The sequence below is a fragment of the Citrobacter sp. RHBSTW-00881 genome (genome assembly GCF_013728515.1).
Taxonomy (GTDB): domain Bacteria; phylum Pseudomonadota; class Gammaproteobacteria; order Enterobacterales; family Enterobacteriaceae; genus Citrobacter; species Citrobacter braakii.
The window spans coordinates 2,605,080-2,631,475 of sequence record NZ_CP056269.1 but is presented as its reverse complement, the minus strand read 5'-3'; the positions used below and the strand labels follow the sequence as shown (position 1 = coordinate 2,631,475).

The following is a 26,396-nucleotide window of genomic DNA, read 5'->3' as shown; positions in this document are numbered from 1 at the left end:
TGCTTCACCATAGCCCGCAGATTATTTCGGAGCGCGAAAATAAAGGGAGTAAGCGGTGGTTGCTGATAGTCAGCTTGGGCATATCGATCAAATTAAGCAGACCAATGCGGGCGCGGTTTATCGCCTGATTGATCAGCTGGGTCCGGTATCGCGTATTGATCTCTCTCGCCTGGCACAATTGGCGCCTGCCAGTATTACTAAAATTGTCCGCGAAATGCTCGAAGCGCACCTGGTGCAAGAGTTGGAAATCAAGGAAGCGGGCAGCCGTGGACGTCCGGCCGTTGGGTTGGTTGTGGAAACGGAAGCCTGGCACTATTTATCCATTCGTATCAGTCGCGGCGAGATCTTTCTGGCGCTGCGCGATCTGAGCAGCAAACTGGTGGTTGAAGATTGTCTTGAAATGGCGCTGGTCAGTGAAACACCATTGCTGGAACGCGTTATTACCCAGGTCGATCAGTTTTTCATCCGCCACCAGCAAAAGCTGGAGCGCTTAACCTCCATCGCCATTACCTTACCCGGCATTATTGATACTGAAAACGGTATCGTTCATCGCATGCCATTCTACGACGATGTCAAAGAGATGCCGCTGGGTGAAGCGCTTGAAAATCATACCGGCGTGCCGGTCTATATTCAGCACGATATCAGCGCCTGGACTATGGCCGAGGCGCTTTTTGGCGCATCGCGCGGCGCGCGCGACGTCATTCAGGTGGTGATCGATCATAACGTGGGGGCCGGAGTAATCACCGACGGTCATCTACTGCATGCCGGCAGCAGTAGCCTGGTGGAAATTGGTCATACCCAGGTGGACCCCTACGGCAAACGCTGTTATTGCGGCAACCATGGTTGCCTGGAAACGATCGCCAGCGTCGACAGCGTTCTCGAACTGGCACAGGTACGCTTGAAGCAATCAATGAGTTCTTCTCTACACGGGCAACCGTTAACGGTAGACGCGCTGTGTCTGGCGGCGATGCAGGGGGATTTATTGGCGAAAGATATCATTAGCGGCGTCGGGACCCATGTCGGACGCATTCTGGCCATCATGGTGAATTTGTTCAACCCGCAAAAGATATTGATTGGTTCTCCGCTCAGTAAAGCGGCGGATATTTTGTTTCCCACTATTGCTGACAGCATTCGTCAGCAAGCGCTCCCGGCCTACAGTCAGCATATTGTCGTCGAAAGTACGCAGTTCACCAATCAAGGGACGATGGCAGGGGCGGCGCTCGTGAAGGACGCGATGTATAACGGTTCTTTGTTGATTCGTCTATTACAGGGTTAACATTTTTTAACTGTTGTACGAAAAATTGCGCTATCTCAAGCCGATTCTCGTCGTCATACCTTAGACTTTCTCCACTGTATTATTTTCCTGACTTATATTTTCAAAGCATAACGGTGGAGTTAGTGATGCTGAAGCGTTTCTTTATTACAGGTACAGACACTTCTGTTGGGAAGACCGTGGTTTCCCGCGCATTACTACAAGCGTTAGCGTCAGGGGGTAAAAGCGTTGCGGGCTACAAACCCGTGGCCAAAGGAAGCAAAGAGACACCTGAAGGTCTGCGCAACAAAGATGCGCTGGTGCTGCAAAGCGTCTCCACTATCGAACTGCCCTACGAGGCGGTCAACCCGATTGCGTTGAGTGAGGATGAAAGCAGCGTAGCGCATAGTGGTCCGGTCAATTACACCCTGTTATCCAACGGCCTCGCAAGCCTCAGCGAAAAAGTGGATCACGTAGTTGTGGAAGGCACCGGAGGCTGGCGGAGCCTGATGAACGATCTGCGTCCGTTATCTGAATGGGTGGTGCAGGAACAACTGCCGGTGCTGATGGTGGTGGGTATCCAGGAAGGCTGTATTAATCATGCCATTCTCACCGCGCAGGCGATTGCCAGCGACGGACTGCCTTTGATTGGCTGGGTCGCGAACCGAATCAACCCGGGGCTAGCGCATTATGCGGAAATCATTGATGTGCTGGGCAAAAAATTACCCGCACCGCTGATCGGTGAACTGCCTTATCTGCCTCGCGCAGAGCAACGCGAGCTGTCTCAGTACATCCGTCTGTCAATGCTCGGCAGCGTGTTGTCGGTAGATAGAGTCCTGGCGTAACGTTCGCGACAGCACAGACGCCACCACACAGGCAATCAGCAATCCGGGGAGCAGACGATACTCCCCGGTCATTTCACAAACCATCAGTGTCGACATTATTGGCGCATGCGTGGTCGCTGCCAGCAGCGTGGCCATCCCCGTTAATCCCAGCAGAATGGCAATCTCATCCGGACCCGGAAGCCATAATCCCCACACTCGTCCCAGCAGCATACCCACCGAAAGACCGACAAACAGCGTTGGTGTAAACACACCGCCAGGCGCACCGGAACCACTGCTGGCAAGCACCGCCAGTAATTTGCAGATGAAGATCCCGCTCACCACGGCCAGCAGCGGTGGGGAGAGTAAATATGACTGCACCACGCTGTAGCCGTTACCCCAGACCGCAGGCGTGAGCAATGACAGCAGGCCAACGATCAGCCCGCCGAGCGCCAGTTGCCACGGGGGCGAGAGTTTTAAGCGCAAAAAACCATTATGGCTGGTGGTCATCAACCACATGAATAGCGGTCCGCAAACGCCGGCAGCCAGACCGGTACTGATGATCATGACGTATTCCAGCGCATGCAGTTCCCGTGTGAAGTGCACGGCATACAGCAGCGCATTGCTGTCGCTCAGCATATTGGTGGTGAGCAAGGCGACGACGGCGGATACCACCACCGGTCCCAGTGACGCGAGGATCAACGTGCCAAACAACACTTCAGCAATAAATAGACTGCCCGCCAGTGGGGCATGATACGCTCCGGCCATACCCGCAGCGGCTCCGCAGGCAATCCATAACTTCCATTCTGTGCGCGGGGTGAAGCGTTGAGCAAAGCTGGAGGCTGCCAGCGCTGCCAGTAAAATCATGGCACCTTCGCGCCCGATGGCACTCCCGCTGGAGACGACCAGTAACGAGGCCAGCGATTTCACCAGGCTTGCACTGACGTCAAATTGTCCGTTAGTTTGCAAGGCTTCCATGTAATCAGTGGGAGCCTGCGGGCGTAACCGGTTGAACGTTTGCCATCCCCAAAGCAGCAAACCCGCCGCCAGCCCTCCTAACGCAGGAGTCAGCATGCGTCTTACAGGGGAAAGGTTTGTTGCCGCGTTGACCAGACTCCCTGTGTCATTGCTCAGGAACAACCATTCAAGAAGGAGCATGGCGTGGCGAAATCCTGCGACGGCCAACGCAGCAAGGATACCAATCAGCGCAGCAATCAGCAGGCGGCGGAACATGGCGCGCAGGTCAGGATAAGCATGTAAATGATGCATGAGTGGCCAGACAGGAAATTTCAGACGCTTTATTTTGCGGCTATTTGGCAACAGAAGCAAAAGCTCAGCGTGCGCAACAGGATGCTACACAGGCAGGACACATCCTGCCTGTGGTGAAACTAACGAAAAAGTGGCTTATCGGCTATCGGGATCAGTAACTGCGACTGCCATTGCGCCAGCGTCAGACGGGCCAGCTCCCCCAGCGCCTGGTAAAACGGGTGATCAGCTTTTTCGATAAACACATCAAGGAAGCGGGATGACCACGGGAACAGATGCCAGGCCAGCAGCTGTTCGCACTCGGTGTGGCGTTCATTTTCAGCAAGCCAGGCCGTCAGCAACAGCAGTGAACCAAAGTGATCTTCTGGCTCATTTTGCTGCATGGCAAACTGGATGCCGTTGTCCCGCATCCACTGACGGAGTGCCAGTGTAGAGTCGCCAAACAACACGTTTTCGCGATCCAGCCAGACAGATCCCCAGGGCGGAGAGGGTAGCGCATATGGACCGACAAACAGGCGTTGCCAGGCCTGCGGGAGAGGCTCATCGACCTCGGCTTGTAGCCGTGCAGCCAGCGGGAAAAGCATTGCCTGATCGAGCGGCCACTGCGCCTGCCAGCCATCGGCTCTTAACGCGCTGACTAAGGCAGAGGCTTCCGCGCTATCTGGCGCATAGTAAAACAGTGCGCCGAGTACGCGCGCCGCGGTAGAAAAGTTGTTACCTTGCGAAAAATGGGTCATGCAAACAATCCTGAACAGTGCGGGGTGCCCCGCACCCGAAAGTTAACCTGCAACAGCCATTCCGACTGTCATATGTAAACCGTAAAACAATCCGCGGCCAATGATTTCACCGGCGAGGACTAACACTAAGCCCAGCGCCAGGCCGCCGACGGACGGTGCTTTACGACGTATCAGCGGGCATATCCAGCAGCCCAGACCGGCGACCAGCAGAATGATGCGCCAGACCTGCAAGCTTCCGTAGTCGGGAACCAGCGCGCTGGCGGATTGCACCGAACTGTGGATCCCGCCGAGAGACAGCCCCTGCAGAACAATAACCGCCACGATCACCAGTAGGGCCAAAACGCTTACGTAGGCGAATCTGGCGGTGCCAAAGGAAACACCCGCAGCACGCAGCAGCAGGGCGGCAAACAGCGGTCCGCTTAGCAACATCGTCATAAAAAATGCCACCGTAGTGTAGCCGTTATACCAGGTCGGGACAGTGTCTATCTGGTAGACGCTGGTCATCGCCAGCACAAATACCAGACCCAGCAGCATGCCCACCAGCAGCCAGATTTTACCTAACGCTGCGGGCATTTTACCGAGAAACGCCACCAGCCACCACAGGCCACCGACGGCGAAAAACAGTGAACCACTGGCGATTTCGTTACTCAGCGCAGATGCGCCAACTCTGTTCAACGAGTTAAAGGCGCGCAGTGGCGAACCCAGGTGCATTACCGAGGCGAGAAAGGCGATGCCCATTACCAGCCACAGAAAAAACATGCTGCGCACGATACGTTGTTTTGCCACCTCGTCTTTAGCGGTCAGCCAGCCATAGCCACTCACTATCAGCGCTCCGGCCACGCACTGGCCCAGCACCGTAAACAGGACCAGCGGCCATTCATGCCATCCATTGCCCATGTTACACCTCCTGCGGATTCGCCAGATAACCCGTGGTATCCCCGGTCGGGCGGCTATTGGCGTTGGGTTTGATCACAATACTCGGTTTGGTGAAGTGCGCACCTGGCAGCGGAGCGACCGCCGCCAGTTCACCGTGCTTTTTGCGCAGCTCATCAATTGGGCCAAAGTCCAGCGCGCGCAGCGGACAGGACTCGACGCAGATGGGCTTTTTGCCGTCGGCCACGCGGTCATGACAGCCATCGCACTTGGTCATATGACCTTTGGCGGCATTGTACTGCGGTGCGCCGTACGGGCAGGCCATGTGGCAGTAGCGACAGCCTATGCATATGTCTTCATCCACCACCACAAAACCATCTTCACGCTTATGCATAGCGCCGCTGGGGCAAACCTTGGTGCAGGCCGGATCTTCGCAGTGATTACAGGCAATGGAGAGGTAATAGGCGAAGACATTCTGTTGCCAGACGCCGTTATCTTCCAGCCAGTCGCCTCCAGCGTATTCGTAAATACGCCGGAAACTGACGTCGGGAGTGAGATCCTTGTAATCTTTGCAGGCCAGCTCGCAGGTTTTACACCCCGTGCAACGGCTGGAATCAATAAAAAATCCATACTGAGTTGTCATGGGTTAGTCCTTATGCCTTTTCAACCTGAACGAGATTACTGTGGGATGGATTCCCCTTCGCTAATGGAGAAGGTCGATGCGACGTGAGAATATTAATGGAACCACCATGATCGATCTGGTCGCCGAACATATCGGCATTGAGCCAGGCTCCTTGTCCGATGGCAGTTACGCCGGGCAAAATACGCGGTGTGACTTTCGCGCTGATCAGCATCTGGCCGATATTATTAAACACCCTAACTGTGTCGCCATTACGGATGCCGCGCGTCCTGGCATCGACGGGGTTTATCCAGATCTCCTGCGGGCAAGCCTGCTGTAAAACATCGATATTGCCGTAGCTGGAGTGGGTTCTCGCCTTATAGTGGAAACCCGTGAGCTGCAGTGGATACGTTTTGCGCTTAGGATCGTCCCAACCGTCAAAGCCTGGTGCATAAGCTGGAATAGGATGAACAATCTCATCGTCTTTGAGTTCCCATGTTTCTGCAATGGTTGCTAGCCGTTCAGAGTAAATCTCAATTTTCCCTGATGGCGTTTTCAATGGGTTAGCCCCAGGATCTTCTCTGAAAGAACGGAAAGCAACATAGTGTTCTTCGGGGCATTTTTTCTTGAAAATACCTGTCGTTTTCATTTCGTCGTAATCCGGCATTTCCGGGTTACGCTCTTTGGTCTTGGCATGCAGGTATTTCACCCATTCATGCTGCGTACGACCCTCGGTGAATTTTTGATATACATCCGGACCTAGACGTTTGGCGACTTCACTTAACATCCAGTAAATGGGTTTACGTTCAAATTTTGGCGATGTCGCAGGTTGACCAAGGATGACATAGCCCATGTTCCCGGCAGACTCGTGTGAGATGAGATCTTCTTGTTCAGTTGGCATCAGGTCAGGTAGCAGAATGTCGCAGTATTTTGCGGAGGCAGTCATAAAATGCTCAATACCGACGATCATTTCGCACTTGCTGTCATCCTGTAAGACATCATGGGTATGCGCGATATTGCCATGCTGGTTGATGAGCGTATTGCTGGCATAACACCAGATAAACTTGATAGGCACGTCCAGCTTATCTTTACCGCGAACACCGTCCTTGGTCGCGGTCATCTCTGCACCATGATCAATAGCATCCGTCCAGGTAAAGACTGATATCTGCGTTTTAACCGGGTTTTCTAGCATGGAGAACCATTCCACGCCCAGATCCCAGGTCCCTTCGCGCATCCCTGAGTTACCACCGTTTATCCCCACATTGCCGGTTAAAACGGAGAGCATCGCAATCGCGCGAGCGGTTTGTTCACCGTTGGAGTGACGCTGCGGTCCCCAACCCTGGCAGATATAAGCGGGTTTCGCTGCGCCGATTTCACGCGCTAACTGGATAATTTTCTCAGCCGGAATGCTGGTAATGTGGGAAGCCCAGTCCGGTGTTTTGGCTATCCCGTCTGGTCCATCGCCTAAAATATAGGCTTTATAGTGTGCATTCCGCGGTGCACTGGCGGGAAGAGTGGTTTCATCGAAGCCGACACAGTATTTATCAAGAAAAGGTTTATCAATCAGATCTTCGGTGATCAGCACCCAGGCGATCGCCGCAGCCAATGCAGCGTCAGTTCCTGGGCGGATAGGCAGCCATTCATCTTCACGACCAGCGGCAGTATCGTTATATCGAGGATCGATAACGATCATTCGTGCGTTCGAACGTTCGCGGGCTTGCTCAACATACCAGGTTACACCGCCGCCGCTCATACGGGTTTCGGCAGGGTTATTGCCAAACATGACGACCAGTTTTGTATTGGCGATGTCGTCAGGACTGTTGCCGTCGTTAGCACCAAACATATAACCCATTGCGGCGCTGATTTGCGCGGTACTATAACTACCGTAGCGGCTCAAATAGCCGCCGCAAGAATTCATCAGGCGGTAGGGGACGTTGGAGTTAGTAATATTCCCACCATCTACACCTGTACCGTACAGCACGTGAACCGCTTCGTTACCGTAATCCTGCAGGATCCGCTTCAAATTACCACTAATGGTGTCCAGTGCTTCATCCCAGGTGATCCTTTCAAATTTTCCTTCTCCACGCTTGCCTACACGTTTCATTGGATATTTTAGGCGGTCAGGGTGATTCATACGGCGACGGATCGATCGGCCACGCAAGCAGGCACGTACCTGATGATTACCGTAGGTATCATCGCCCGTTGTGTCCGACTCTACCCAATAGACGGAGTCATCCTTAACGTGCAGACGTAAAAGACAACGACTACCACAGTTAACGGTACAAGAACTCCAGACAACCTTCTCTTCAACGGGTTGTATCGCCTGCTGTACCGCTGCGGCGGCAGTGCGCATTCCGAAAGGTAACGACAGCCCACCCGCGGCAAGCGCCAGCGAACCGATTGCCGAGGATTTCACTAACGTCCTGCGGCTAATGCCTCCATATTGCTCAGTTTTTGACATTACTCACCCCATTATAGTTATCGCTATATATTAATTTCTATAACGAAATTAATAGCATGCTAATAATGGTTTGAGTTTACCCACTTATGGGTATGTCATCTTAATGCATATCAAACAGGAGTGACCCTCCGCGCACGGAGGGCGTGATTTATTGCGGTTCGGCGACGTGCCCGTCCTGGGCAGGGGTGCTATTGGCAGGGGCGTTGCCACTGTTGGTTCGGGTATAGAGAATTTTGTGCGTATCGTTTGCACAATGTCCCACGACCAGTGAATCAGGCTGATCGGCCTGATCGTTGGGGACAATGTTCAGCGTAAAGCTGGATTCAGCAACGCCATTATTAATGATGCGCTGTTCGATATCGCTTTTCACGCGTTCACATGACGCCGGTGCCGCCAAAACCTGCGGGGACGCGACGGCCAGTAAGAGCGCGGCAATTCCTGTTATGTATTTCATCATCAGCTCCTTTATGATCGACCTGGACTAAGATTAGCATTTCTGGTGTAAATAACTGTATTTGCTAATATGATTGAGAATTATCTTCTTATCCCGGTGAAAAATGTGAAGAAAAAGATCTTGTTAGGTTTCCTGTGCGTCATGCTGGTCGGGTGTGATAACGCCAAAGGCCTGGATTCCTTTACGCCGGAAATGGCCAGTTTTTCCAATGAATTTGATTTCGATCCGCTGCGCGGGCCAGTAAAAGATTTCAGCCAGACGCTGCTTAATGACAAAGGTGAAGTCACCAAGCGCGTTGTCGGTACGCTCTCACAGGAAGGGTGCTTCGATACGCTTGAATTGCATGATATTGAAAGCAATACCGGCATGGCGCTGGTCCTCGATGCTAACTATTACCGGGACGCCAAAACCCTGGAAAAACGGATCCGCTTACAGGGTAAATGTCAGTTAGCAGAACTGCCTGCGGCGGGCGTGGTATGGGATACCGACGATAACGGTTTTGTCGTTTCCGCCACGGGAAAAGAGATGAAGGTGCAATATCGCTATGATGCGGAAGGCTACCCGCTGGGTAAAACCACCGTCAATAAGGACAATACCTTGCAGGTTGATGCCAAACCGTCGGTTGACCCGTTAAAGAAGCTGGATTACACCGCGGTAAGCCTGCTTAATAACCATCCGTTAGGTAATGTAAAACAAACGTGCAAGTATGATGACTATGCTAATCCGGTCAACTGCCAGCTTGTTATCGTTGACGAGAGCGTGAAGCCGGCAGTTGAACACCATTACTCGATTGAAAACACCATCGATTACTATTAGTCAGTCTTTATTGAGCGGTAGGTTGCAGCAGGTTGGGACCTGACGTTTTATGTTCTGCCAGATACTGCTGCTGGAAGATACACATGCGGATAGTGTTGCGGTATTGACCGTTGATAAAGAATTCATGAATCAGCTCGCCTTCGACCATAAACCCGAGTTTACGGTAGATGTGGATGGCTTTTTCGTTCTCTTTATCAACGATCAGATACAGCTTATATAAGTTAAGTACGGTAAAGCCGTAATCCATCGCCAGCTTAGCAGCCCGGGAAGCCAAACCTTTGCCCTGATACTCCGGCGAAATAATGATCTGGAATTCTGCCCGGCGGTGCACATGGTTAATTTCAACCAGCTCCACCAGTCCGGCTTTTTCACCGTCGCATTCCACAACAAAGCGACGTTCACTTTGGTCGTGGATATGCTTGTCATACAGATCTGACAGCTCAACAAATGCTTCGTAAGGTTCTTCAAACCAGTAACGCATTACGCTGGCGTTGTTATCAAGCTGATGGACAAATCGTAAATCTTCACGCTCCAGCGGGCGCAGCTTAACACTGAGGGCGCTAGTCATATCGTATCCTTTCAATATCTTTCAAAGTGCAATCATTATGGGGCAACGGTGCGGCCAGTGCGGCGGTCGAGGCAGCGCAGGGTGTTGGGCTCCCAGTACGCATTAATATTTGCGCTCTGTTCGCACTTATCACGGCTATCGAAAGCTGCGTCGGTTTTGTCCCACTCTTTCTCTGCACGCTTGTTGACCTTCTGGCGTAGCTGACGCGTATCGTTCCATTGTTCCTTTTCCATTGCTGCCTGTTGACGACTTTGCGCACTGTCCCCGGATTCAATGATCAGTTTACTGGTTTCAGCAAATGCGGAAGAGGTGTACACAGCCGCAGCCAGCGTCAGCATAGCCGTCAGGCACAGGCGTTTGGTCAGTGTCATATTCATGGCGAATTCCTTTTATGGGAAAGGGGAAAAACAATAAAACAGGGTTAAATTCTACACTATTGTGGCTTGCGGGCATACCCACTCTGCGGTGATGGATACGCTAACGACATTCTGTCGTATCATGGTTAAACCGAAGGTAACTGAATAACATCAATGCTTAAGACCACATTCCTTTTTTTCATCACTGCGTTATGCGAAATCATTGGCTGCTTTTTACCTTGGCTCTGGCTTAAGCGAGGGGCTACGGCCTGGCTGCTGATACCCGCCGGGATGTCACTGGCCTTATTCGTCTGGTTACTGACGCTGCATCCGGCAGCAAGCGGGCGTGTGTACGCGGCCTATGGTGGAGTTTACGTGGTGACTGCGCTGCTATGGCTACGCATTGTTGACGGTGTAAAACTTAGCCTGTACGACTGGTCAGGCGCGCTGGTGGCATTGTGCGGCATGCTGATTATTGTGGCTGGGTGGGGGCGCGCATAGCGCCTTTTTTGTGATCAATCAGCGTTTTTTTGATCTTCATACTTGTATGGTAGTAGCTCAGTTGGGTAAATTTCCTGCATCACAAGAACAAATGCAAGGAATAAGAGATGAAGATTGTTGGGGCTGAAGTGTTTGTCACCTGTCCGGGGCGTAATTTTGTCACGTTGAAAATTACGACAGACGATGGGATCACTGGGCTGGGAGATGCCACTTTAAACGGACGCGAGTTATCCGTAGCGTCCTATCTGAAAGATCATGTTTGTCCGCAACTGATTGGTCGCGATGCGCACCGAATTGAGGACATCTGGCAGTTTTTCTACAAAGGCGCGTACTGGCGTCGTGGTCCGGTCACCATGTCGGCGATTTCCGCGGTGGATATGGCATTGTGGGACATCAAAGCGAAAGCGGCGAATATGCCGTTGTACCAGCTGCTCGGCGGTGCATCTCGTGAAGGCGTTATGGTTTACTGTCACACCACAGGCCATACCGTTGATGACGTACTCGAAGATTATGCGCGCCATAAAGAGATGGGCTTTAAAGCAATTCGCGTGCAGTGCGGCGTGCCGGGTATGAAAACCACTTACGGTATGTCTAAAGGCAAAGGACTGGCCTACGAACCCGCCACCAAAGGGCAGTGGCCAGAGGAGCAGTTATGGTCAACGGAGAAATATCTCGATTTCACACCAACACTGTTTGAAGCCGTGCGCGATAAGTTTGGTTTCAACGAACATCTTCTGCACGATATGCACCACCGTCTGACGCCAATTGAAGCGGCCCGTTTCGGCAAAAGCATCGAGCAATACCGTCTGTTCTGGATGGAAGACCCAACCCCGGCTGAAAACCAGGAATGCTTCCGCCTGATCCGCCAGCATACGGTCACGCCGATTGCGGTAGGGGAAGTTTTCAACAGCATCTGGGACTGCAAACAGCTTATCGAAGAGCAATTGATCGACTATATCCGCACCACCATCACCCATGCGGGCGGTATCACTGGCATGCGTCGAATTGCCGATTTCGCGTCGCTGTATCAGGTACGTACCGGTTCGCATGGACCTTCCGATCTGTCCCCAGTATGCATGGCCGCTGCGTTGCACTTTGATCTGTGGGTGCCGAACTTCGGCGTACAGGAATATATGGGGTATTCCGAGCAAATGTTGGAAGTGTTCCCGCACAACTGGACCTTTGATAACGGCTATATGCATCCAGGAGACAAACCAGGTCTTGGGATCGAGTTTGATGAAAAGCTGGCGGCGAAATATCCGTATGACCCTGCATATCTGCCTGTTGCTCGTCTGGAAGATGGCACGTTGTGGAACTGGTAAGGAGTGATTTGCTATGAAAAGTATTGTGATTGAAAAACCGAATACGCTGAATATTGCCGAGCTACCGGTACCAGAACCCTCTGCAGGCGAAGTCAGGGTTAGGGTGAAACTGGCGGGAATTTGTGGTTCTGACAGCCATATTTATCGCGGACACAATCCATTTGCAAAATACCCACGTGTGATTGGCCACGAGTTTTTTGGCGTGATTGATGCGGTAGGTGAAGGTGTTGACCGTTCGCGAATGGGCGAGCGAGTATCCGTTGATCCGGTTATCAGTTGCGGACATTGTTATCCCTGTTCAATTGGTAAACCTAACGTTTGCACATCGCTGGTGGTGCTGGGCGTGCATCGCGATGGCGGTTTTAGCGAGTACGCTGTCGTGCCAGAGAAAAATGCCTGGACGATCCCCGATGCCGTGCCTGATGAGCATGCCGTTATGGTTGAGCCTTTTACCATCGCCGCAAACGTAACTGGGCAAATAAATCCAACAGAAAACGATATTGCGCTGATTTATGGCGCGGGTCCTATGGGGCTGACCACCGTACAGGCGCTTAAACGTGTCTATAAAGTAAAAACAGTGGTGATTGCTGACAGAATCGATGAACGCCTTAGCATGGCGAAGCAGTGCGGTGCAGACTGGGCAGTCAATAATAGTCAGCAATCGTTGCAAGATTTCCTGACGGAAAAAGGGCTAAAACCGACCATCATCGTGGATGCAGCTTGTCATCCATCTATTTTACAGGAGGCTATCACGCTGGCATCGCCAGCCGCGCGGATTGTTCTGATGGGCTTCTCCAGCGATCCTTGTCAGATTGTTCAACAAGGCATTACCGGGAAAGAACTTTCAATTTATTCCTCAAGATTAAATGCGAACAAATTCCCGGTTGTTATTGATTGGTTAGTCAACGGACTTATCGAGCCTAACCAACTTATTACCCATACTTTTGACTATCACCACGTTACCGACGCAATTGAATTGTTTGAGAAAGATCAGCAGCACTGCTGCAAAGTTTTACTCACATTCACTGAATAATATAAATAACTGCGAGTAAGTGGTACGCATCTTACCTCTTAGAGATAGCCAATATGAATCAAGAAAAACACGAAAGATCAACGAAGGATCTGGTCAGAGCCGCCGTATCCGGATGGTTAGGTACTGCGCTCGAATTTATGGATTTCCAATTATATTCTCTGGGGGCCGCGCTGGTATTCCATGAGATATTTTTCCCGGAACAGTCTGCAGCGATGGCGCTCATTTTAGCAATGGGTACCTATGGTGCAGGATATATTGCTCGTATCGTCGGAGCATTTATATTTGGCAAAATGGGAGATAGCATTGGGCGTAAAAAGGTGCTGTTTATTACCATCACCATGATGGGGATCTGCACAACATTAATCGGCGTACTGCCAACGTATGCGCAAATCGGTATCTTTGCTCCCGTATTGCTGGTGACGCTGCGTATCGTACAAGGGCTTGGCGCGGGGGCTGAAATCTCGGGCGCAGGGACTATGCTTGCTGAGTATGCGCCAAAAGGCAAACGCGGCATCATTTCCTCGCTTGTCGCCATGGGGACAAACTGTGGAACCCTTAGTGCAACTGCTATCTGGGCGGTGATGTTCTTTGCTCTTGACCGGGAAGAACTGTTAGCCTGGGGCTGGCGAATTCCGTTCCTGGCAAGTGTCGTGGTAATGATTTTTGCCATCTGGTTACGTATGAACCTCAAAGAAAGTCCGGTATTTGAGAAAGTTAATGATGAGGAAAATTCTCCTGCATTAAATAATTCGTCGGAAAATACACTAGGGGCGATGTTTACCAGTAAATCCTTCTGGCTGGCAACCGGTTTACGGTTTGGACAGGCGGGTAACTCTGGGTTAATCCAAACCTTCCTTGCTGGGTATTTAGTGCAGACGTTGTTATTTGATAAATCAATACCCACCGATGCTTTAATGATTAGTTCGGTACTAGGATTTATTACGATACCGCTGCTCGGTTGGTTGTCTGATAAGTTTGGTCGCCGGTTGCCTTATATTATTCTGAATATTTCGGCAATTATTCTGGCTTACCCAATGCTCTCAATCGTCGTGGATAAAACGTATAGTCCGGGCGTTATTATGACGGCACTGATTGTTATTCATAACTTTGCCGTATTGGGATTATTTGCTCTCGAAAATATTACCATGGCTGAAATGTTCGGTGCCCGTAACCGATTCACACGCATGGCGATTTCAAAAGAGGCGGGTGGGCTGGTTGCCGTTGGTTTTGGTCCGGTTCTGGCTGGTATCTTCTGTAACATGACTAACTCCTGGTGGCCAATTCTGGTGATGGTCATTGCCTACTCACTGATCGGTTTGGTTTCCGCGCTGCTGATGCCAGAGGTGAAAGACCGCGATCTGAGTGCGCTTGAGGATGCTGCTGAGGTGAGTAAAGCCGATAAGATGCGTTGTTCAGCGACCCAGACAAGCTAATCCACAGCCGCAGCATGAACGGAGGCGCTCGTTCTCCGTTTATGCTGGTACACAGCTTTAAGTGATGTCATACCAATCATTAAAAGCTTAATGCAAATCAAAACATACAACCATACAGGCGTTACTCTGAATCAATCCTGATTTCATTGATAAGTAGGTCATACCATGCAAAACAAGCTCTTAACGGCAAAGGCTGCAGTTCCCGACTACGATCGTACAAAACTGGTCCCGCGTATTGTTCATCTGGGGTTTGGCGCATTTCACCGCGCACATCAGGGGGTTTACGCTGACATTCTCGCTGCAGATCACGGCAGTGACTGGGGCTATTGCGAAGTGAACCTGATTGGCGGCGAGCAGCAGATTGCCGATCTGAAACAGCAAGATAACCTGTATACCGTTGCAGAAATGTCTGCGGATGCTTGGACTGCAAGAGTCGTGGGCGTGGTGAAAAATGCGCTGCATGCGCAGGTTGATGGTCTGGAAAGCGTACTGGCTGCGATGAGTGAACCGCAGGTTGCGATTGTTTCCCTGACCATTACCGAGAAAGGGTATTGCCATTCTCCGGCGACCGGTCAATTGATGTTAGACAACCCGATGATTGCCGCCGATCTACAAAACCCAAAACAGCCAAAAACTGCGCCAGGCGTTGTGGTTGAGGCGCTTGCACGCCGCAAAGCTGCGGGTTTGGCCGCCTTTACCGTGATGTCCTGCGACAACATGCCGGAAAACGGTCATGTGATGCGCAATGTTGTCACCGCGTATGCCCGGGCGGTGGATGCGGAACTGGCTGCGTGGATCGAACAACATGTCACATTCCCGTCGACAATGGTTGACCGCATTGTCCCTGCAGTAACCCAGGATACGCTGGACAAAATTGAACACATTACCGGCGTACGCGACCCGGCAGGCGTGGCATGTGAACCGTTCCGTCAGTGGGTTATAGAAGATAACTTTGTCGCTGGTCGCCCTGAATGGGAGAAGGCGGGAGCAGAGCTGGTTGCTGATGTCATTCCGTTTGAAGAGATGAAACTGCGTATGCTCAACGGCAGCCACTCTTTCCTTGCTTATCTGGGGTATCTGGCGGGATATCAGCACATTAACGATTGCATGGGCGATGAAAACTATCGCCTCGCCGCGCGCGCGCTGATGTTGCAGGAACAAGCGCCCACGTTAAAAGTGAAAGGTGTGGATCTTCCGCACTATGCCGATCTGTTAATTGAGCGCTACAGCAACCCGGCACTGCGTCATCGTACCTGGCAGATCGCGATGGACGGCAGTCAAAAACTGCCGCAGCGTATGCTGGACTCCGCTCGCTGGCACATTGTGCACGGTAGCCACTTTGAACTGCTGGCGCTGGGCGTGGCTGGCTGGATGCGTTACGTCGGCGGTGTGGATGATCAGGGCCAGGCGATTGAAATCAGCGATCCGCTGTTACCGGTGATCCAGAAAGCGGTGCATAGCAGTAACGAGGGCGAAGATCGTGTCCAGGCGCTGCTGGCGATCGATGCTATTTTTGGTCGTGAACTGCCGCAGGTAGAATTGTTCAAGAATCAGGTCACACAAGCCTATCTTGCTTTACTGGCTGAAGGGGCAAAGGCAACCGTTGCGAAGTATGCTGCAAAACTGAAGTAACGAGAGCATCATTTAAGTCGCCATCTGGCTATAAACGGGCCAGATGGCGCATTGTTTTTTGGCATTCACACCAATTAGTTCATGCCCAAACGAATCAATTCGAGGGGGGCATATTTACCTTCACACCCTTCGATTTCCACTGTTTTCCCGCGGCGAATTTGCTCAGCGGTCAGGCCATCGGTATCTATCGCTGTAATGCGGCCTGTAAGTCCGGTGTCGCTAATCATGACGCGGCTGCCAGTGGTGATTGCGTTACGGTTACGATCGTATGTTTTCATGGTGTTTTCTCCTTTCCAACTTACCGTCAAAGCCCGTGGGCTCTAGTCCCACGTAACGGGCGCAATATAAATACGCTTCTCGTTAATGATTTTTTTTGTTTTCGATCAAAATCACAGCTTTTTTTATGCAGATGTGCGGGAGAGGGGAAGGCAGGAGAAACTCACCTCGGTGTGAGGTGAGCGTAATATTAATCTTCGCTGAACCAGTCGCTATTTTCCTGACGGATTAGCTGAACGGACTCACCAATTTCCTGGAGATGCAGCATCATTGCGCGCTCAACGGCATCGCCATCATGTTTCTCAAGTGCGGTAAAAATATCGTGATGCTGACGCAGCAGCATTTCAGGCGGAGAGATATGATCCAGGCTCATATAGCGAACGCGGTCAATCGTGGCCTTAATATTCTCAACGGTGTCCCAGGCGAGCTGGCACTCAGCGATTAAAGCCAGTTTCTGATGAAATTCGTCATCTAGCTGGAAGAAATCATTGATTTGTTTTCGATCAATAGCAATGCGCTGCTGATGCAGATTTTGTTCGAGCTGATAGCACTGTTTATCGGTGATCAGTGATGCGGCGCGGCGGACCACGGCACATTCAATTGCCTGGCGAACAAAACAGCCGTTCTGCACCTGCGACAGCGAAATTTTGTTTACGTAGCTGCCACGCTGCGGGCGGATCTGAATCAGACCGTTCTCTGCCAGTTTGATGAATGCTTCTCGTACCGGCTGGCGTGACACATTAAAGCGTACGGAAACCTCTTTCTCCGACAGCGGCGTACCGGGTGCAATCAGACAGTGCACGATATCACGACGAAGAATACGGTAAATCTGTTGATTTACCGGTTGTGTAGGGTTGAGCTGCGTTTCTACGGTCATTCATTCTTACTTTTTAGAGAGTTAACCCGGAGATCTTATCACTTATTTCAGGCTATCTATACCCGGCGCAAGGCCGGGCAGAGAAATTAGCTCCGATGAATACTCAGTCCGGCAAAAGACTGTGTGACAGGCATCATTTCAAGGGTGTTAATGTTGACATGAGCGGGTAAGGACGCCACCCACCATACCGCTTCTGTAACATCTTGCGGGGTCAGCGCAGTGGTATTTTCGTAGGCTTTTTCAGCTTTAGCGTCATCGCCTTTAAAACGTACGTTAGAGAATTCCGTACCGCCAACCAGACCCGGTTCAATGTCGGTAACGCGAATCGCAGTGCCGTGTAAGTCAGTACGTAAATTCAGGCTAAACTGGCGAACAAACGCTTTGGTCGCACCGTAGACGTTCCCACCAGCGTATGGCCAACTGCCCGCGGTGGAACCGATATTGATAATATGACCGCGGTTGCGCTCAACCATGCCTGGCAGAACGGCACGGGTCATATAAACCAGGCCTTTGTTGTTGGTGTCGATCATATTTTCCCAGTCTTCAACGCTGGCCTTGTGGGCTGGCTCAAGGCCCAGCGCCAGACCCGCATTGTTGACCAGAACATCAATATCGCGCCATTCAGCGGGTAAGGCGTTCAGCATCTCTTCAATTGATGCACGATTACGTACGTCCAGTTGCGCGGTATAGAGGCGGTCACCCAGCTCATCTTTGAGTTCCTGCAGGCGCTCCTGGCGGCGTCCGGTGGCAATAACTTTATGCCCATTCTCAATAAAACGACGCGTAATGCACTCACCAAAACCTGCGGTTGCTCCGGTTACTAAAACGATCATCTCACTGTTCCTCAACGCTTTTTATGTAGTACTACCATAGCACGTCATTTCCGTTCAGAGCTATTCCTGCTTAACGCGATTGCGGTCGATTCCCGGGAAGTCTACTCTGGTAAACAAATCGTTTTCAGGAGTGAAAGATGTCGTTAACGAATCCATTTTTACACCACAGCACATTGCCGTATCAGGCACCGCAGTTTGATCAGATCGACGTGCAGCATTATCGTCCAGCGTTTAATGAAGGCGTGCGGCAAAAACGCGCCGAGATCGACGCTATTGTGCAAAACTCACAGGTTCCTGATTTTGCTAATACGTTGCTGGCGCTTGAACAAAGCGGGGTGCTGCTCACGCGCGTGACCAGCGTTTTCTTCGCGATGACGGCGGCGCACACCAACGATGAACTACAGCGCCTTGACGAAGAGTTTTCCGCAGAGCTGGCGAACCTTGCCAATGATATTTATCTCAATGGCGCGCTTTTCGCCCGTGTCGAAGCTGTCTGGCAACGGCGTGGTACGTTAAGTCTGGATAGCGAATCAATACGTCTGCTGGAGGTCGTGTATCAGCGTTTTGTACTGGCCGGCGCCCGTCTGAACGAGACCGATAAAGCTAAACTTAAAGCGCTCAATACGGAGTCAGCCACGCTGACCAGCCAGTTCAATCAACGGTTGCTGGCAGCAAACACGTCAGGTGCTATGGTGGTGGATGATATCCGGCAGCTGGAGGGGCTGAGCACAGAAGAAATTGCCGTTGCTGCCGAAGCTGCAAGGGCGAAAGGGCTTGAAGCGCGTTGGGTTATCCCGCTATTAAACACAACACAGCAACCGGCGCTTGCGGTTTTACGCGATCGTCAGACCCGCGAAAAACTGTTCACCCGCGCATGGACGCGGGCTGAAAATGATGATGGCAACGACACGCGAGCTATTATTCAGCGACTGGTAGCAATCCGGATGCAGCAGGCGCAACTGCTTGGTTTTGCCAATTACGCAGCCTGGAAAATTGCCGACCAGATGGCAAAAACGCCGGAAGCGGCACTGACATTTATGCGATCTATTGTTCCAGCCGCGCGGGCGCGGGCGTTGGATGAGCAGGCTGAAATCCAGAACGTTATCTTTCAAGAACACGAGTCGTTTAGCGCCGAGGCCTGGGACTGGTCGTTTTATGCCGAGCAGGTCCGTCGTGAGAAATATGACCTTGATGAGGCACAGCTCAAACCTTACTTTGCCCTGGATTCGGTGCTGAACGAGGGCGTTTTCTGGACGGCCAATCAACTCTTTGGCATCAAATTCGTTGAACGATTCGACATTCCGGTTTATCACCCGGATGTTCGGGTATGGGAAATATTCGATCATGATGGCGTAGGGTTGGCGCTATTTTACGGTGATTTCTTTGCCCGGGAATCAAAAAGCGGCGGAGCCTGGATGGGCAATTTTGTCGAGCAATCGCTGCTTAACGAAACCAGACCGGTTATTTACAACGTCTGTAATTATCAAAAACCTGCGCAGGATCAGCCTGCATTGCTACTGTGGGATGATGTTATTACGCTATTTCATGAATTTGGCCATACATTGCACGGTCTGTTCGCCACTCAGCGTTATGCCACGCTTTCTGGAACCAACACTCCGCGTGATTTTGTCGAGTTTCCTTCACAGATCAACGAACACTGGGCGAGCCATCCTCAGGTCTTTGCCCGTTTTGTCCGACATGTTGATACCGGGGAGCAAATGCCGCAGGCATTGCGGGATAAAATGCAGCGAGCCAGTCTGTTTAACAAAGGTTACGACATGACCGAACTGCTCAGCGCTGCATTGCTGGATATGCGCTGGCACTCTCTGGAGTTGAGCGAGTCATCTCATCCGGTCGATCAATTTGAACAGCAGGCGCTGGCGGCGGAAGGTTTGGATCTCAAGGCCGTGCCGCCGCGTTATCGCAGCAGTTATTTTGCCCATATCTTCGGTGGCGGTTATGCCGCAGGTTATTATGCCTATCTGTGGACGCAAATGTTGGCCGATGACGGCTATCAGTGGTTCGTAGAGCAGGGAGGATTAACCCGTGAAAACGGACAGAAATTCCGCGAAGCAATTTTGTCCCGCGGAAACAGCACTGATTTAACTGAACTTTATCGCCAGTGGAGCGGGCGTGAACCGCGCATGGAACCCATGCTGGAACATCGTGGCTTGAGCGCTTAAGACAGGTCAGCCAGAAAATTGAACCGGGCGTGGTGCCCGGTTGTTAGCTGGATTTTTTCTTCAGCAAAATGAATCGTTGTTGGGTATTGATGCCTTGCATCTCATAGAGACGCTCGGGTAGGGAGTGCTGCTGGTGAAAAGTCGGCATTGTTTTCCTGTTCTTACGTTACTTGACTGGTTTGCTTTGGGAAGGAAGGTAGGTATTGCCGCAGTTGGGGCAGACTAACGTTATGTTGTTTTTTATTCTCGACAGGCTGTGCATTGACTGGCGGCAGCAGTGAGGACAGGTACTTTTCACTGGTCGTAAAGTACGCATCTTAATATCTTTGAGTATCGACATATTGATTGTCCTTGTGATGGGGTGCTTACCATACACTATGAAGCAATAAATAGCTCATTTTATAACCATTGCGATGACATGGATTACTGTACGGTTTGCAAGAATCTCATTAGCGGCCAACATCACTTATAGAAGGTAGTTACGTTTCGTTTAACGTTCATTGGGGTTGTCGATGATAGATTAGCCAACTATCCGTTATCTTCGCAGGGAATTGCCAGGTAGCGTATAAAAGCAAAACACAAATCTATCCATGCAAGCATTTACCGCTGGTTTATCCGGCGGTTTTTTTTATCTGTACATCAGGGAAAAGGTGCCGGGAGGGGGAATTCAGGTAAAAAAATGGCCCCTTGTGCAGCTACGCAGCAAGGGGCCGGGTCGGTTCAGGACTATCTCCGTTCATCAATCATCCCATCTGTGGCTAAAATACGCGGCCAGGAAACCGGAAAATAAAATAATTCCCAGAACAGCCATAAAAATATTCATATTACCCAGCATAGTAAATGCTCCTTTATTTGTGAGTTTCCTCTCTTACCTTAAGTTCACCTCGCTTATGACTATAGTAGCAATTCAATCTTAAACAAAGGCTGAACTGTGTGATTATTTCGGCGGAAAAGTAAAATTTTGACGTGATTACGTCGGGAAAAATAAATAATAGTGACAAGGCACGGTTATCTGCGAACAAATAACCATGTTTTTATACCGGGGCACGCGGTTATGACCGTGTGTGACAGACACAGATTGTTGCACGTTTATAATGCAGAGTTGTCTCATTGTGGTTCAATCTTTCACGCGATTAATCCTTCTGGCGGCAAAATTTAATACTGATTTTTGTGCCTAAAATTCTAACTCATTGATTTTATATGATGTTTAAATATCTGGCATCGTTTTTGCCTTATCACTTCTGAATACCCTTAATTTGCACCGTTTTGTCTGCCCGGCTGCACCGGAGCTTTCAACAAGACTAATTTCAGGAGTGAAACTATGCAGCGTCGTACATTTTTAAAAGCTTTTGCGCTTTCCGCCTCTGTTGTCGCAATGGGAATGAGTTTTAGCGTTCAGGCGGCCGACACTATTAAGGTTGGCATCATGCATTCGTTATCCGGCACCATGGCTATTTCCGAAACGCCGCTGAAAGATGTGGCGTTGATGACTATTAATGAAATCAATGCGCAGGGCGGTGTATTGGGCAAAAAGCTGGAACCGGTGGTGGTTGACCCGGCTTCGAACTGGCCGTTATTTGCTGAAAAAGCACGTCAGTTACTGAGCCAGGACAAGGTAGCGGCGGTTTTCGGCTGCTGGACATCGGTTTCGCGTAAATCGGTTTTACCGGTATTTGAAGAATTGAACGGTCTGCTGTTTTACCCGGTGCAATATGAAGGTGAGGAGATGTCGCCTAACGTCTTCTATACCGGCGCTGCGCCTAATCAGCAGGCGATCCCGGCGGTTGAGTATCTGATGAGTGAGGACGGCGGCAGCGCTAAGCGCTTCTACCTGCTGGGTACGGACTATGTCTATCCGCGTACGACTAACAAAATTTTACGCGCCTTTTTGCATTCGAAAGGCGTGGCCGATAAAGACATCGAAGAGGTGTATACCCCATTCGGACACAGCGATTACCAGACCATTGTTGCCAGTATTAAAAAATTCGCCGCAGGGGGAAAAACGGCGGTGGTATCGACCATCAACGGGGATTCTAACGTTCCATTCTATAAAGAGTTAGCGAACCAGGGCCTGAAAGCCACGGATGTACCGGTGGTGGCATTCTCTGTGGGTGAGGAGGAGTTGCGCGGTATCGATACTAAACCGCTGGTGGGCAACCTGGCTGCGTGGAACTACTTTGAGTCCGTAGATAATGCGGCCAATAAGAAGTTCGTCGCGGATTACCGGGCGTATGCCAAAGCGCATAAGCTGCCGAATGCTGATTCGGTGGTGACCAACGACCCTATGGAAGCCACTTATGTTGGCCTGCATATGTGGGCGCAGGCAGTAGAAAAAGCCGGAACTACCGATGTGGATAAAGTCCGGGCGGCTATGGCAGGACAATCATTCGCAGCACCATCAGGATTTACCCTGACCATGGATGCGACCAACCATCACCTGCATAAACCCGTCATGATTGGCGAGATTGAAGGCAACGGCCAGTTTAACGTGGTGTGGCAAACCGAAGCGCCGGTTCGCGCCCAGCCGTGGAGTCCGTATATCGCCGGTAATGATAAAAAATCTGAACAGCCCGTTAAAACCGCCAGCAACTGATCTTACGCCCTCCTGCGGGAGGGCAACGCTTTGGAGAATGCTCATGAAAGCCATGCGCTTTATTCGTGGTGTGTTGTTGCTGACGTGGCTTTTGCCGTGGATAGCGCAGGCCGCAGATGCCGATACCTTTACCGCCGCCAACCGGACTCAGCAGGCCGCCTTGCTAGAACAATGGTCGGTAAAACCCGATGTTCAACGCTTGCCGGTGCTCAAAGCGCTGAGTGACGAGAACCTGCTGACAGATAACGCGAAAAACGCGTTCATCATGAACGGGTCGCACGTACAACCGCTAGGAACGGCGGCAGGTCCGAACGGCGAGCTAAAAAAAATCCGCCTGACTAACCGCCTGCGTAATCTGGTTGCCGGAACCTTGGCCGTCCACCAGCTCTTAAGTGACAGTGTCACGCAAAGGAGCGGGGCAGCGCGTACATTACAGCGTGAGGCCCAGCCGGGGATGCTGCCGTTTTTGCAGCAACGACTGGCCCAGGAGCCCGATGCTGGCGTGAAATCTTTACTGGCTATTGCACTGGCAAACCTGCAACTGACCAGTACTTCGCCTGAGATCAGACGTCAGGCAATCGAACTGCTAGGGGCGTCGAACGATCCTGAAACCCAGGCGCGCCTGCAGCCATTCACCCATGCTGAACATGAACCTGATGCCCGCGTTCGTGCTGCCGCTGACGAAAGCCTGAATTCCATCGCGCATCGCATGAAGGTTGGCGATCTTCTTGGACAGGCATTTATGGGATTGTCGCTGGGTTCCATTTTGCTGCTGGCGGCATTGGGTCTGGCGATAACCTACGGCTTACTTGGCGTCATTAATATGGCGCATGGTGAGATGTTAATGCTCGGCGCTTACGGTACCTGGATGGTGCAACAGCTGATGGGCCAGTTTTTCCCGCAATGGTTGGCCTGGTATCCTGTTATTGCGCTTCCGGTCGCCTTTTTGCTTACCGCTGGGGTTGGAATGCTACTCGAGCGCGGAGTGATCCGCCATTTATACGGGCGTCCGCTCGAAACCCTGCTGGCAACGTGGGGGATCAGTCTGATGCTTATCCAGTTGGTGCGTATGTCCTTCGGCGCGCAAAACCTTGAAGTCGCTAATCCGGATTGGCTTTCCGGGGGCATTCAGGTTTATGCCAATCTGATTTTGCCGTGGAACCGAATTGTGGTGCTTGGCTTTGCCATTCTGGTGCTGTTCTTCACCTGGCTGTTGTTGAATAAAACCCGTCTCGGGCTGCGCGTACGTGCGGTGACGCAAAATCGCAATATGGCGGCTTGCTGCGGCGTACCTACCGGACGTGTGGATATGCTGGCCTTTGGTCTTGGTTCAGGGATTGCCGGACTGGGGGGCGTCGCGCTCTCGCAGTTAGGCAACGTAGGACCGGAGCTGGGGCAAAGCTACATTATCGATTCGTTTCTGGTGGTGGTGCTGGGCGGCGTGGGACAACTCGCGGGGAGTGTAGCCGCTGCGTTTGGGCTTGGGATCTTCAACAAAATTCTTGAGCCACAGGTGGGAGCGGTTCTCGGTAAGATTATGATTCTGGTGCTGATTATTTTGTTTATTCAGAAACGTCCTCAGGGGCTGTTCGCGTTGAAAGGGAGGGTTATTGACTGATGACGATGCCAATGACATTAACGCTGGCGCGTAAAGCGCCGCGCGCGACACGCATCCTGGGGCTGGGTTTACTGCTGGCGCTGATTATTCTGCCGTTTCTGGCGCTGTTACCTGCGGATCATCCGCTGGCCATATCGGTGTGGACATTGACTCTGGCCGGGAAAATTCTCTGCTATGCCATTGTGGCTGTGGCGCTGGATCTGGTGTGGGGCTATGCGGGAATGCTCTCGCTGGGCCACGGTATTTTCTTTGCGCTGGGGGGATATGCGATGGGAATGTACCTGATGCGCCAGGCTTCCGGCGAAGGATTACCGGCCTTTATGTCGTTTCTGTCGTGGACCGAGCTGCCCTGGTTTTGGTGGGGAACGCAACATTTTATCTGGGCGATGTTGTTGGTTGTGTTGGTGCCGGGCCTGCTGGCGCTGGTATTTGGCTGGTTTGCCTTCCGTTCAAAAATCAAAGGGGTCTATTTCTCCATCATGACTCAGGCCCTGACTTTCGCCGGAATGTTACTGTTTTTCCGCAACGAAACCGGCTTTGGGGGAAATAACGGTTTTACCGGTTTTACCACCATTCTGGGATTTCCGGTAACCGCGACCTCAACCCGTATCGCACTGTTTCTGGCGACGGTCATGCTGCTGGTGCTGGCAATATGGCTGGGACTGGCGCTGGCCCGCAGTAAGTTTGGTCGAATTCTCACTGCCGTGCGCGACGCCGAGAACCGACTGATGTTCTGTGGTTACGATCCGAAAGGTTTCAAGCTGCTGGTGTGGACGCTTTCCGCCGTGCTGTGTGGCCTGGCGGGGGCGTTGTATGTTCCGCAGGTGGGAATCATTAACCCCAGCGAAATGTCGCCGACCAACTCGATAGAAGCGGCGATTTGGGTTGCCCTCGGCGGGCGTGGAACCCTGATTGGCCCGGTATTTGGCGCCGTACTGGTGAACGGCGCTAAAAGCCTGTTTACCGTCATTATGCCGGAATACTGGCAACTGTTTCTTGGCCTGATCTTTATTGGCGTTACGTTGTTTTTACCTCGTGGTGTGATGGGTCTGTTTCGCAAGGGAGACAAATAATGGAGCCAGATGAAGGGCTTTTTACTCGCCAGATGCCAGGCGATCGGTTTCGCAACCAAACGGACCCGGTGCTCCAGTTGGAAAAAATTAACGTTAACTTCGATGGCTTCCAGGCGTTAACGGATCTCACGCTCAATATTGGCGTTGGGGAGCTGCGTTGCATCATTGGTCCCAACGGTGCCGGAAAAACGACGCTAATGGATGTTATTACCGGCAAAACCAGGCCGCAAAGTGGTCGGGCGATATACGATCAGTCGACCGATTTAACAACGCTGGATCCCATCGCTATTGCACGTCAGGGAATTGGACGGAAGTTTCAGAAACCCACGGTATTTAAAGCGTTAACGGTGGAGGAGAATCTGGAGCTGGCGCTGAAAAGCGATAAATCTGTCTGGGGCTCTTTACGGGCGCACCTCACCGGCGAACAACGGGATCGTATAGATGAAATACTGGCGCTGTTGCGGCTGGGCAACGAGCGGGCCCGCCGCGCCGGGCTGCTTTCTCACGGGCAAAAACAGTTTCTCGAAATTGGCATGCTGTTGGTACAGGAGCCGCATTTACTGCTGCTGGATGAACCCGCGGCGGGCATGACGGATGCGGAGACGGAATACACTGCGGAGCTGTTTCGTAAGCTTGCCGGGAAGCATTCGCTGATGGTTGTTGAGCACGATATGGGATTTGTCGAAACCATTGCCGATCGCGTCACGGTCTTACACCAGGGACGCGTTCTGGCTCAGGGAAGTCTGCGCGAAGTGCAGGCCAACGAGCAGGTTATTGAAGTTTATCTCGGGCGTTAAGG

At 51.6% G+C, this 26,396-nt stretch carries 26 protein-coding genes; 13 read left to right on the top strand and 13 right to left on the bottom strand.

What is annotated here, in order from left to right; translation table 11 throughout:
- The first annotated feature begins 55 nt into the window (after positions 1-55).
- Complete coding sequence (gene mlc, locus HV311_RS12615) at positions 56-1,276, top strand: sugar metabolism global transcriptional regulator Mlc (RefSeq protein WP_191220002.1); 1,221 nt, start codon at positions 56-58, stop codon at positions 1,274-1,276.
- A 125-nt stretch (positions 1,277-1,401) separates the two neighbouring features.
- Complete coding sequence (gene bioD / locus HV311_RS12610; protein WP_016153046.1) at positions 1,402-2,097, top strand: dethiobiotin synthase; 696 nt, start codon at positions 1,402-1,404, stop codon at positions 2,095-2,097.
- Here the strand turns inward: bioD and clcB are convergent.
- The 6 genes from clcB to HV311_RS12580 all read right to left on the bottom strand — a co-directional run bounded on the left by clcB (position 2,053) and on the right by HV311_RS12580 (position 8,486).
- The gene (gene clcB / locus HV311_RS12605) at positions 2,053-3,342 is read right to left on the bottom strand and encodes a voltage-gated ClC-type chloride channel ClcB (protein ID WP_019076762.1); all 1,290 of its coding nucleotides are present in this window, start codon (positions 3,340-3,342) and stop codon (positions 2,053-2,055) included. The two genes, bioD and clcB, sit on opposite strands and share 45 nt — an antisense overlap.
- 119 nt (positions 3,343-3,461) lie before the next feature.
- Complete coding sequence (dmsD, locus tag HV311_RS12600) at positions 3,462-4,076, bottom strand: Tat proofreading chaperone DmsD (RefSeq protein WP_191220001.1); 615 nt, start codon at positions 4,074-4,076, stop codon at positions 3,462-3,464.
- A 42-nt stretch (positions 4,077-4,118) separates the two neighbouring features.
- Positions 4,119-4,973, bottom strand: coding sequence for a dimethyl sulfoxide reductase anchor subunit family protein (locus HV311_RS12595; protein WP_191220000.1), 855 nt, complete (start codon positions 4,971-4,973; stop codon positions 4,119-4,121).
- Between the two features lies 1 nt (position 4,974).
- Entirely contained in the window at positions 4,975-5,592 is a 618-nt protein-coding gene (locus tag HV311_RS12590) for a DMSO/selenate family reductase complex B subunit (protein WP_046276317.1), read from the bottom strand.
- Positions 5,593-5,602: 10 nt separating this feature from the next.
- On the bottom strand, positions 5,603-8,029 hold the full coding sequence (ynfF, locus tag HV311_RS12585) for a selenate/tellurate reductase subunit YnfF (protein WP_191219999.1): 2,427 nt from the start codon (positions 8,027-8,029) through the stop codon (positions 5,603-5,605).
- A gap of 148 nt (positions 8,030-8,177) precedes the next feature.
- Entirely contained in the window at positions 8,178-8,486 is a 309-nt protein-coding gene (locus HV311_RS12580) for a DUF1161 domain-containing protein (protein ID WP_085951053.1), read from the bottom strand.
- 102 nt (positions 8,487-8,588) lie between these two features.
- Here HV311_RS12580 and HV311_RS12575 point away from each other — a divergent pair, with 102 nt between their 5' ends.
- Entirely contained in the window at positions 8,589-9,299 is a 711-nt protein-coding gene (locus tag HV311_RS12575) for a YnfC family lipoprotein (RefSeq protein ID WP_080763004.1), read from the top strand.
- 7 nt (positions 9,300-9,306) lie between these two features.
- On the opposite strand, the gene speG is transcribed toward HV311_RS12575, so the two are convergent.
- Together speG and HV311_RS12565 are read right to left on the bottom strand one after the other, a co-directional pair.
- Positions 9,307-9,867: a spermidine N1-acetyltransferase gene (speG, locus tag HV311_RS12570; RefSeq protein ID WP_006684613.1), complete on the bottom strand. Its 561-nt coding sequence runs from the start codon at positions 9,865-9,867 to the stop codon at positions 9,307-9,309.
- Between the two features lie 35 nt (positions 9,868-9,902).
- Positions 9,903-10,244, bottom strand: coding sequence for a DUF1283 family protein (locus tag HV311_RS12565; protein ID WP_046274464.1), 342 nt, complete (start codon positions 10,242-10,244; stop codon positions 9,903-9,905).
- A 153-nt stretch (positions 10,245-10,397) separates the two neighbouring features.
- Here HV311_RS12565 and HV311_RS12560 point away from each other — a divergent pair, with 153 nt between their 5' ends.
- From HV311_RS12560 to HV311_RS12540, 5 genes are all read left to right on the top strand, one after another.
- Positions 10,398-10,724 carry a YnfA family protein gene (locus tag HV311_RS12560; protein WP_016153055.1) on the top strand — a complete coding sequence of 109 codons (327 nt, stop codon included), beginning with the start codon at positions 10,398-10,400 and terminating at the stop codon, positions 10,722-10,724.
- Between the two features lie 107 nt (positions 10,725-10,831).
- Entirely contained in the window at positions 10,832-12,046 is a 1,215-nt protein-coding gene (gene rspA, locus HV311_RS12555; RefSeq protein WP_016153056.1) for a starvation-sensing protein RspA, read from the top strand.
- A gap of 13 nt (positions 12,047-12,059) precedes the next feature.
- Entirely contained in the window at positions 12,060-13,079 is a 1,020-nt protein-coding gene (locus HV311_RS12550) for a Zn-dependent oxidoreductase (protein WP_131350735.1), read from the top strand.
- A gap of 53 nt (positions 13,080-13,132) precedes the next feature.
- The gene (locus tag HV311_RS12545; protein ID WP_016156475.1) at positions 13,133-14,512 is read left to right on the top strand and encodes an MFS transporter; all 1,380 of its coding nucleotides are present in this window, start codon (positions 13,133-13,135) and stop codon (positions 14,510-14,512) included.
- A 165-nt stretch (positions 14,513-14,677) separates the two neighbouring features.
- Positions 14,678-16,144, top strand: a complete 1,467-nt coding sequence (locus HV311_RS12540) for a mannitol dehydrogenase family protein (RefSeq protein WP_191219998.1) — start codon at positions 14,678-14,680, stop codon at positions 16,142-16,144.
- Positions 16,145-16,218: 74 nt separating this feature from the next.
- On the opposite strand, the gene ydfZ is transcribed toward HV311_RS12540, so the two are convergent.
- The 3 genes from ydfZ to ydfG all read right to left on the bottom strand — a co-directional run bounded on the left by ydfZ (position 16,219) and on the right by ydfG (position 18,130).
- On the bottom strand, positions 16,219-16,422 hold the full coding sequence (gene ydfZ, locus HV311_RS12535; protein ID WP_003032393.1) for a putative selenium delivery protein YdfZ: 204 nt from the start codon (positions 16,420-16,422) through the stop codon (positions 16,219-16,221).
- 188 nt (positions 16,423-16,610) lie between these two features.
- The gene (locus tag HV311_RS12530; protein WP_016153060.1) at positions 16,611-17,297 is read right to left on the bottom strand and encodes a GntR family transcriptional regulator; all 687 of its coding nucleotides are present in this window, start codon (positions 17,295-17,297) and stop codon (positions 16,611-16,613) included.
- Between the two features lie 86 nt (positions 17,298-17,383).
- On the bottom strand, positions 17,384-18,130 hold the full coding sequence (gene ydfG, locus HV311_RS12525; protein WP_016153061.1) for a bifunctional NADP-dependent 3-hydroxy acid dehydrogenase/3-hydroxypropionate dehydrogenase YdfG: 747 nt from the start codon (positions 18,128-18,130) through the stop codon (positions 17,384-17,386).
- 137 nt (positions 18,131-18,267) lie between these two features.
- Here ydfG and dcp point away from each other — a divergent pair, with 137 nt between their 5' ends.
- Positions 18,268-20,313, top strand: a complete 2,046-nt coding sequence (gene dcp / locus HV311_RS12520; RefSeq protein WP_191221171.1) for a peptidyl-dipeptidase Dcp — start codon at positions 18,268-18,270, stop codon at positions 20,311-20,313.
- 166 nt (positions 20,314-20,479) lie between these two features.
- On the opposite strand, the gene HV311_RS28250 is transcribed toward dcp, so the two are convergent.
- Positions 20,480-20,629 carry a YnfU family zinc-binding protein gene (locus HV311_RS28250; protein ID WP_367397983.1) on the bottom strand — a complete coding sequence of 50 codons (150 nt, stop codon included), beginning with the start codon at positions 20,627-20,629 and terminating at the stop codon, positions 20,480-20,482.
- 423 nt (positions 20,630-21,052) lie between these two features.
- Positions 21,053-21,148 carry a protein MgtS gene (gene mgtS, locus HV311_RS12515; protein ID WP_003032406.1) on the bottom strand — a complete coding sequence of 32 codons (96 nt, stop codon included), beginning with the start codon at positions 21,146-21,148 and terminating at the stop codon, positions 21,053-21,055.
- 486 nt (positions 21,149-21,634) lie between these two features.
- Between mgtS and urtA the strand changes: the two genes are divergently transcribed.
- From urtA to urtD, 4 genes are read left to right on the top strand one after another with little or no spacing between them, the layout of a single operon-like run.
- Positions 21,635-22,906 carry an urea ABC transporter substrate-binding protein gene (urtA, locus tag HV311_RS12510; RefSeq protein ID WP_016156478.1) on the top strand — a complete coding sequence of 424 codons (1,272 nt, stop codon included), beginning with the start codon at positions 21,635-21,637 and terminating at the stop codon, positions 22,904-22,906.
- Between the two features lie 43 nt (positions 22,907-22,949).
- The gene (urtB, locus tag HV311_RS12505) at positions 22,950-24,524 is read left to right on the top strand and encodes an urea ABC transporter permease subunit UrtB (protein ID WP_181635613.1); all 1,575 of its coding nucleotides are present in this window, start codon (positions 22,950-22,952) and stop codon (positions 24,522-24,524) included.
- Complete coding sequence (urtC, locus tag HV311_RS12500) at positions 24,524-25,597, top strand: urea ABC transporter permease subunit UrtC (protein ID WP_046276388.1); 1,074 nt, start codon at positions 24,524-24,526, stop codon at positions 25,595-25,597. The genes urtB and urtC overlap by 1 nt, the downstream gene beginning before the upstream one ends.
- Positions 25,597-26,394 (top strand): urea ABC transporter ATP-binding protein UrtD, encoded by a 798-nt coding sequence (urtD, locus tag HV311_RS12495; protein WP_191221170.1) that lies wholly within the window; start codon positions 25,597-25,599, stop codon positions 26,392-26,394. Before urtC ends, urtD begins: the two co-directional genes overlap by 1 nt.
- Positions 26,395-26,396: the final 2 nt, after the last annotated feature.

Coding starts and splice junctions, on each gene's coding strand:
- HV311_RS12595 (WP_191220000.1), bottom strand. CDS start 4,973: ATGGGCAATGGATGGCATGAATGGCCGCTGGTCCTGTTTACGGTGCTG.
- HV311_RS12530 (WP_016153060.1), bottom strand. CDS start 17,297: ATGACCGTAGAAACGCAGCTCAACCCTACACAACCGGTAAATCAACAG.
- HV311_RS12560 (WP_016153055.1), top strand. CDS start 10,398: ATGCTTAAGACCACATTCCTTTTTTTCATCACTGCGTTATGCGAAATC.
- mgtS (WP_003032406.1), bottom strand. CDS start 21,148: ATGCTGGGTAATATGAATATTTTTATGGCTGTTCTGGGAATTATTTTA.
- ynfF (WP_191219999.1), bottom strand. CDS start 8,029: ATGTCAAAAACTGAGCAATATGGAGGCATTAGCCGCAGGACGTTAGTG.
- HV311_RS28250 (WP_367397983.1), bottom strand. CDS start 20,629: ATGCGTACTTTACGACCAGTGAAAAGTACCTGTCCTCACTGCTGCCGC.
- urtC (WP_046276388.1), top strand. CDS start 24,524: ATGACGATGCCAATGACATTAACGCTGGCGCGTAAAGCGCCGCGCGCG.
- urtB (WP_181635613.1), top strand. CDS start 22,950: ATGAAAGCCATGCGCTTTATTCGTGGTGTGTTGTTGCTGACGTGGCTT.
- dcp (WP_191221171.1), top strand. CDS start 18,268: ATGTCGTTAACGAATCCATTTTTACACCACAGCACATTGCCGTATCAG.
- HV311_RS12590 (WP_046276317.1), bottom strand. CDS start 5,592: ATGACAACTCAGTATGGATTTTTTATTGATTCCAGCCGTTGCACGGGG.
- HV311_RS12580 (WP_085951053.1), bottom strand. CDS start 8,486: ATGATGAAATACATAACAGGAATTGCCGCGCTCTTACTGGCCGTCGCG.
- bioD (WP_016153046.1), top strand. CDS start 1,402: ATGCTGAAGCGTTTCTTTATTACAGGTACAGACACTTCTGTTGGGAAG.
- dmsD (WP_191220001.1), bottom strand. CDS start 4,076: ATGACCCATTTTTCGCAAGGTAACAACTTTTCTACCGCGGCGCGCGTA.
- clcB (WP_019076762.1), bottom strand. CDS start 3,342: ATGCATCATTTACATGCTTATCCTGACCTGCGCGCCATGTTCCGCCGC.
- HV311_RS12550 (WP_131350735.1), top strand. CDS start 12,060: ATGAAAAGTATTGTGATTGAAAAACCGAATACGCTGAATATTGCCGAG.
- HV311_RS12545 (WP_016156475.1), top strand. CDS start 13,133: ATGAATCAAGAAAAACACGAAAGATCAACGAAGGATCTGGTCAGAGCC.
- HV311_RS12540 (WP_191219998.1), top strand. CDS start 14,678: ATGCAAAACAAGCTCTTAACGGCAAAGGCTGCAGTTCCCGACTACGAT.
- HV311_RS12565 (WP_046274464.1), bottom strand. CDS start 10,244: ATGAATATGACACTGACCAAACGCCTGTGCCTGACGGCTATGCTGACG.
- ydfG (WP_016153061.1), bottom strand. CDS start 18,130: ATGATCGTTTTAGTAACCGGAGCAACCGCAGGTTTTGGTGAGTGCATT.
- urtD (WP_191221170.1), top strand. CDS start 25,597: ATGGAGCCAGATGAAGGGCTTTTTACTCGCCAGATGCCAGGCGATCGG.
- ydfZ (WP_003032393.1), bottom strand. CDS start 16,422: ATGAAAACATACGATCGTAACCGTAACGCAATCACCACTGGCAGCCGC.
- speG (WP_006684613.1), bottom strand. CDS start 9,867: ATGACTAGCGCCCTCAGTGTTAAGCTGCGCCCGCTGGAGCGTGAAGAT.
- rspA (WP_016153056.1), top strand. CDS start 10,832: ATGAAGATTGTTGGGGCTGAAGTGTTTGTCACCTGTCCGGGGCGTAAT.
- urtA (WP_016156478.1), top strand. CDS start 21,635: ATGCAGCGTCGTACATTTTTAAAAGCTTTTGCGCTTTCCGCCTCTGTT.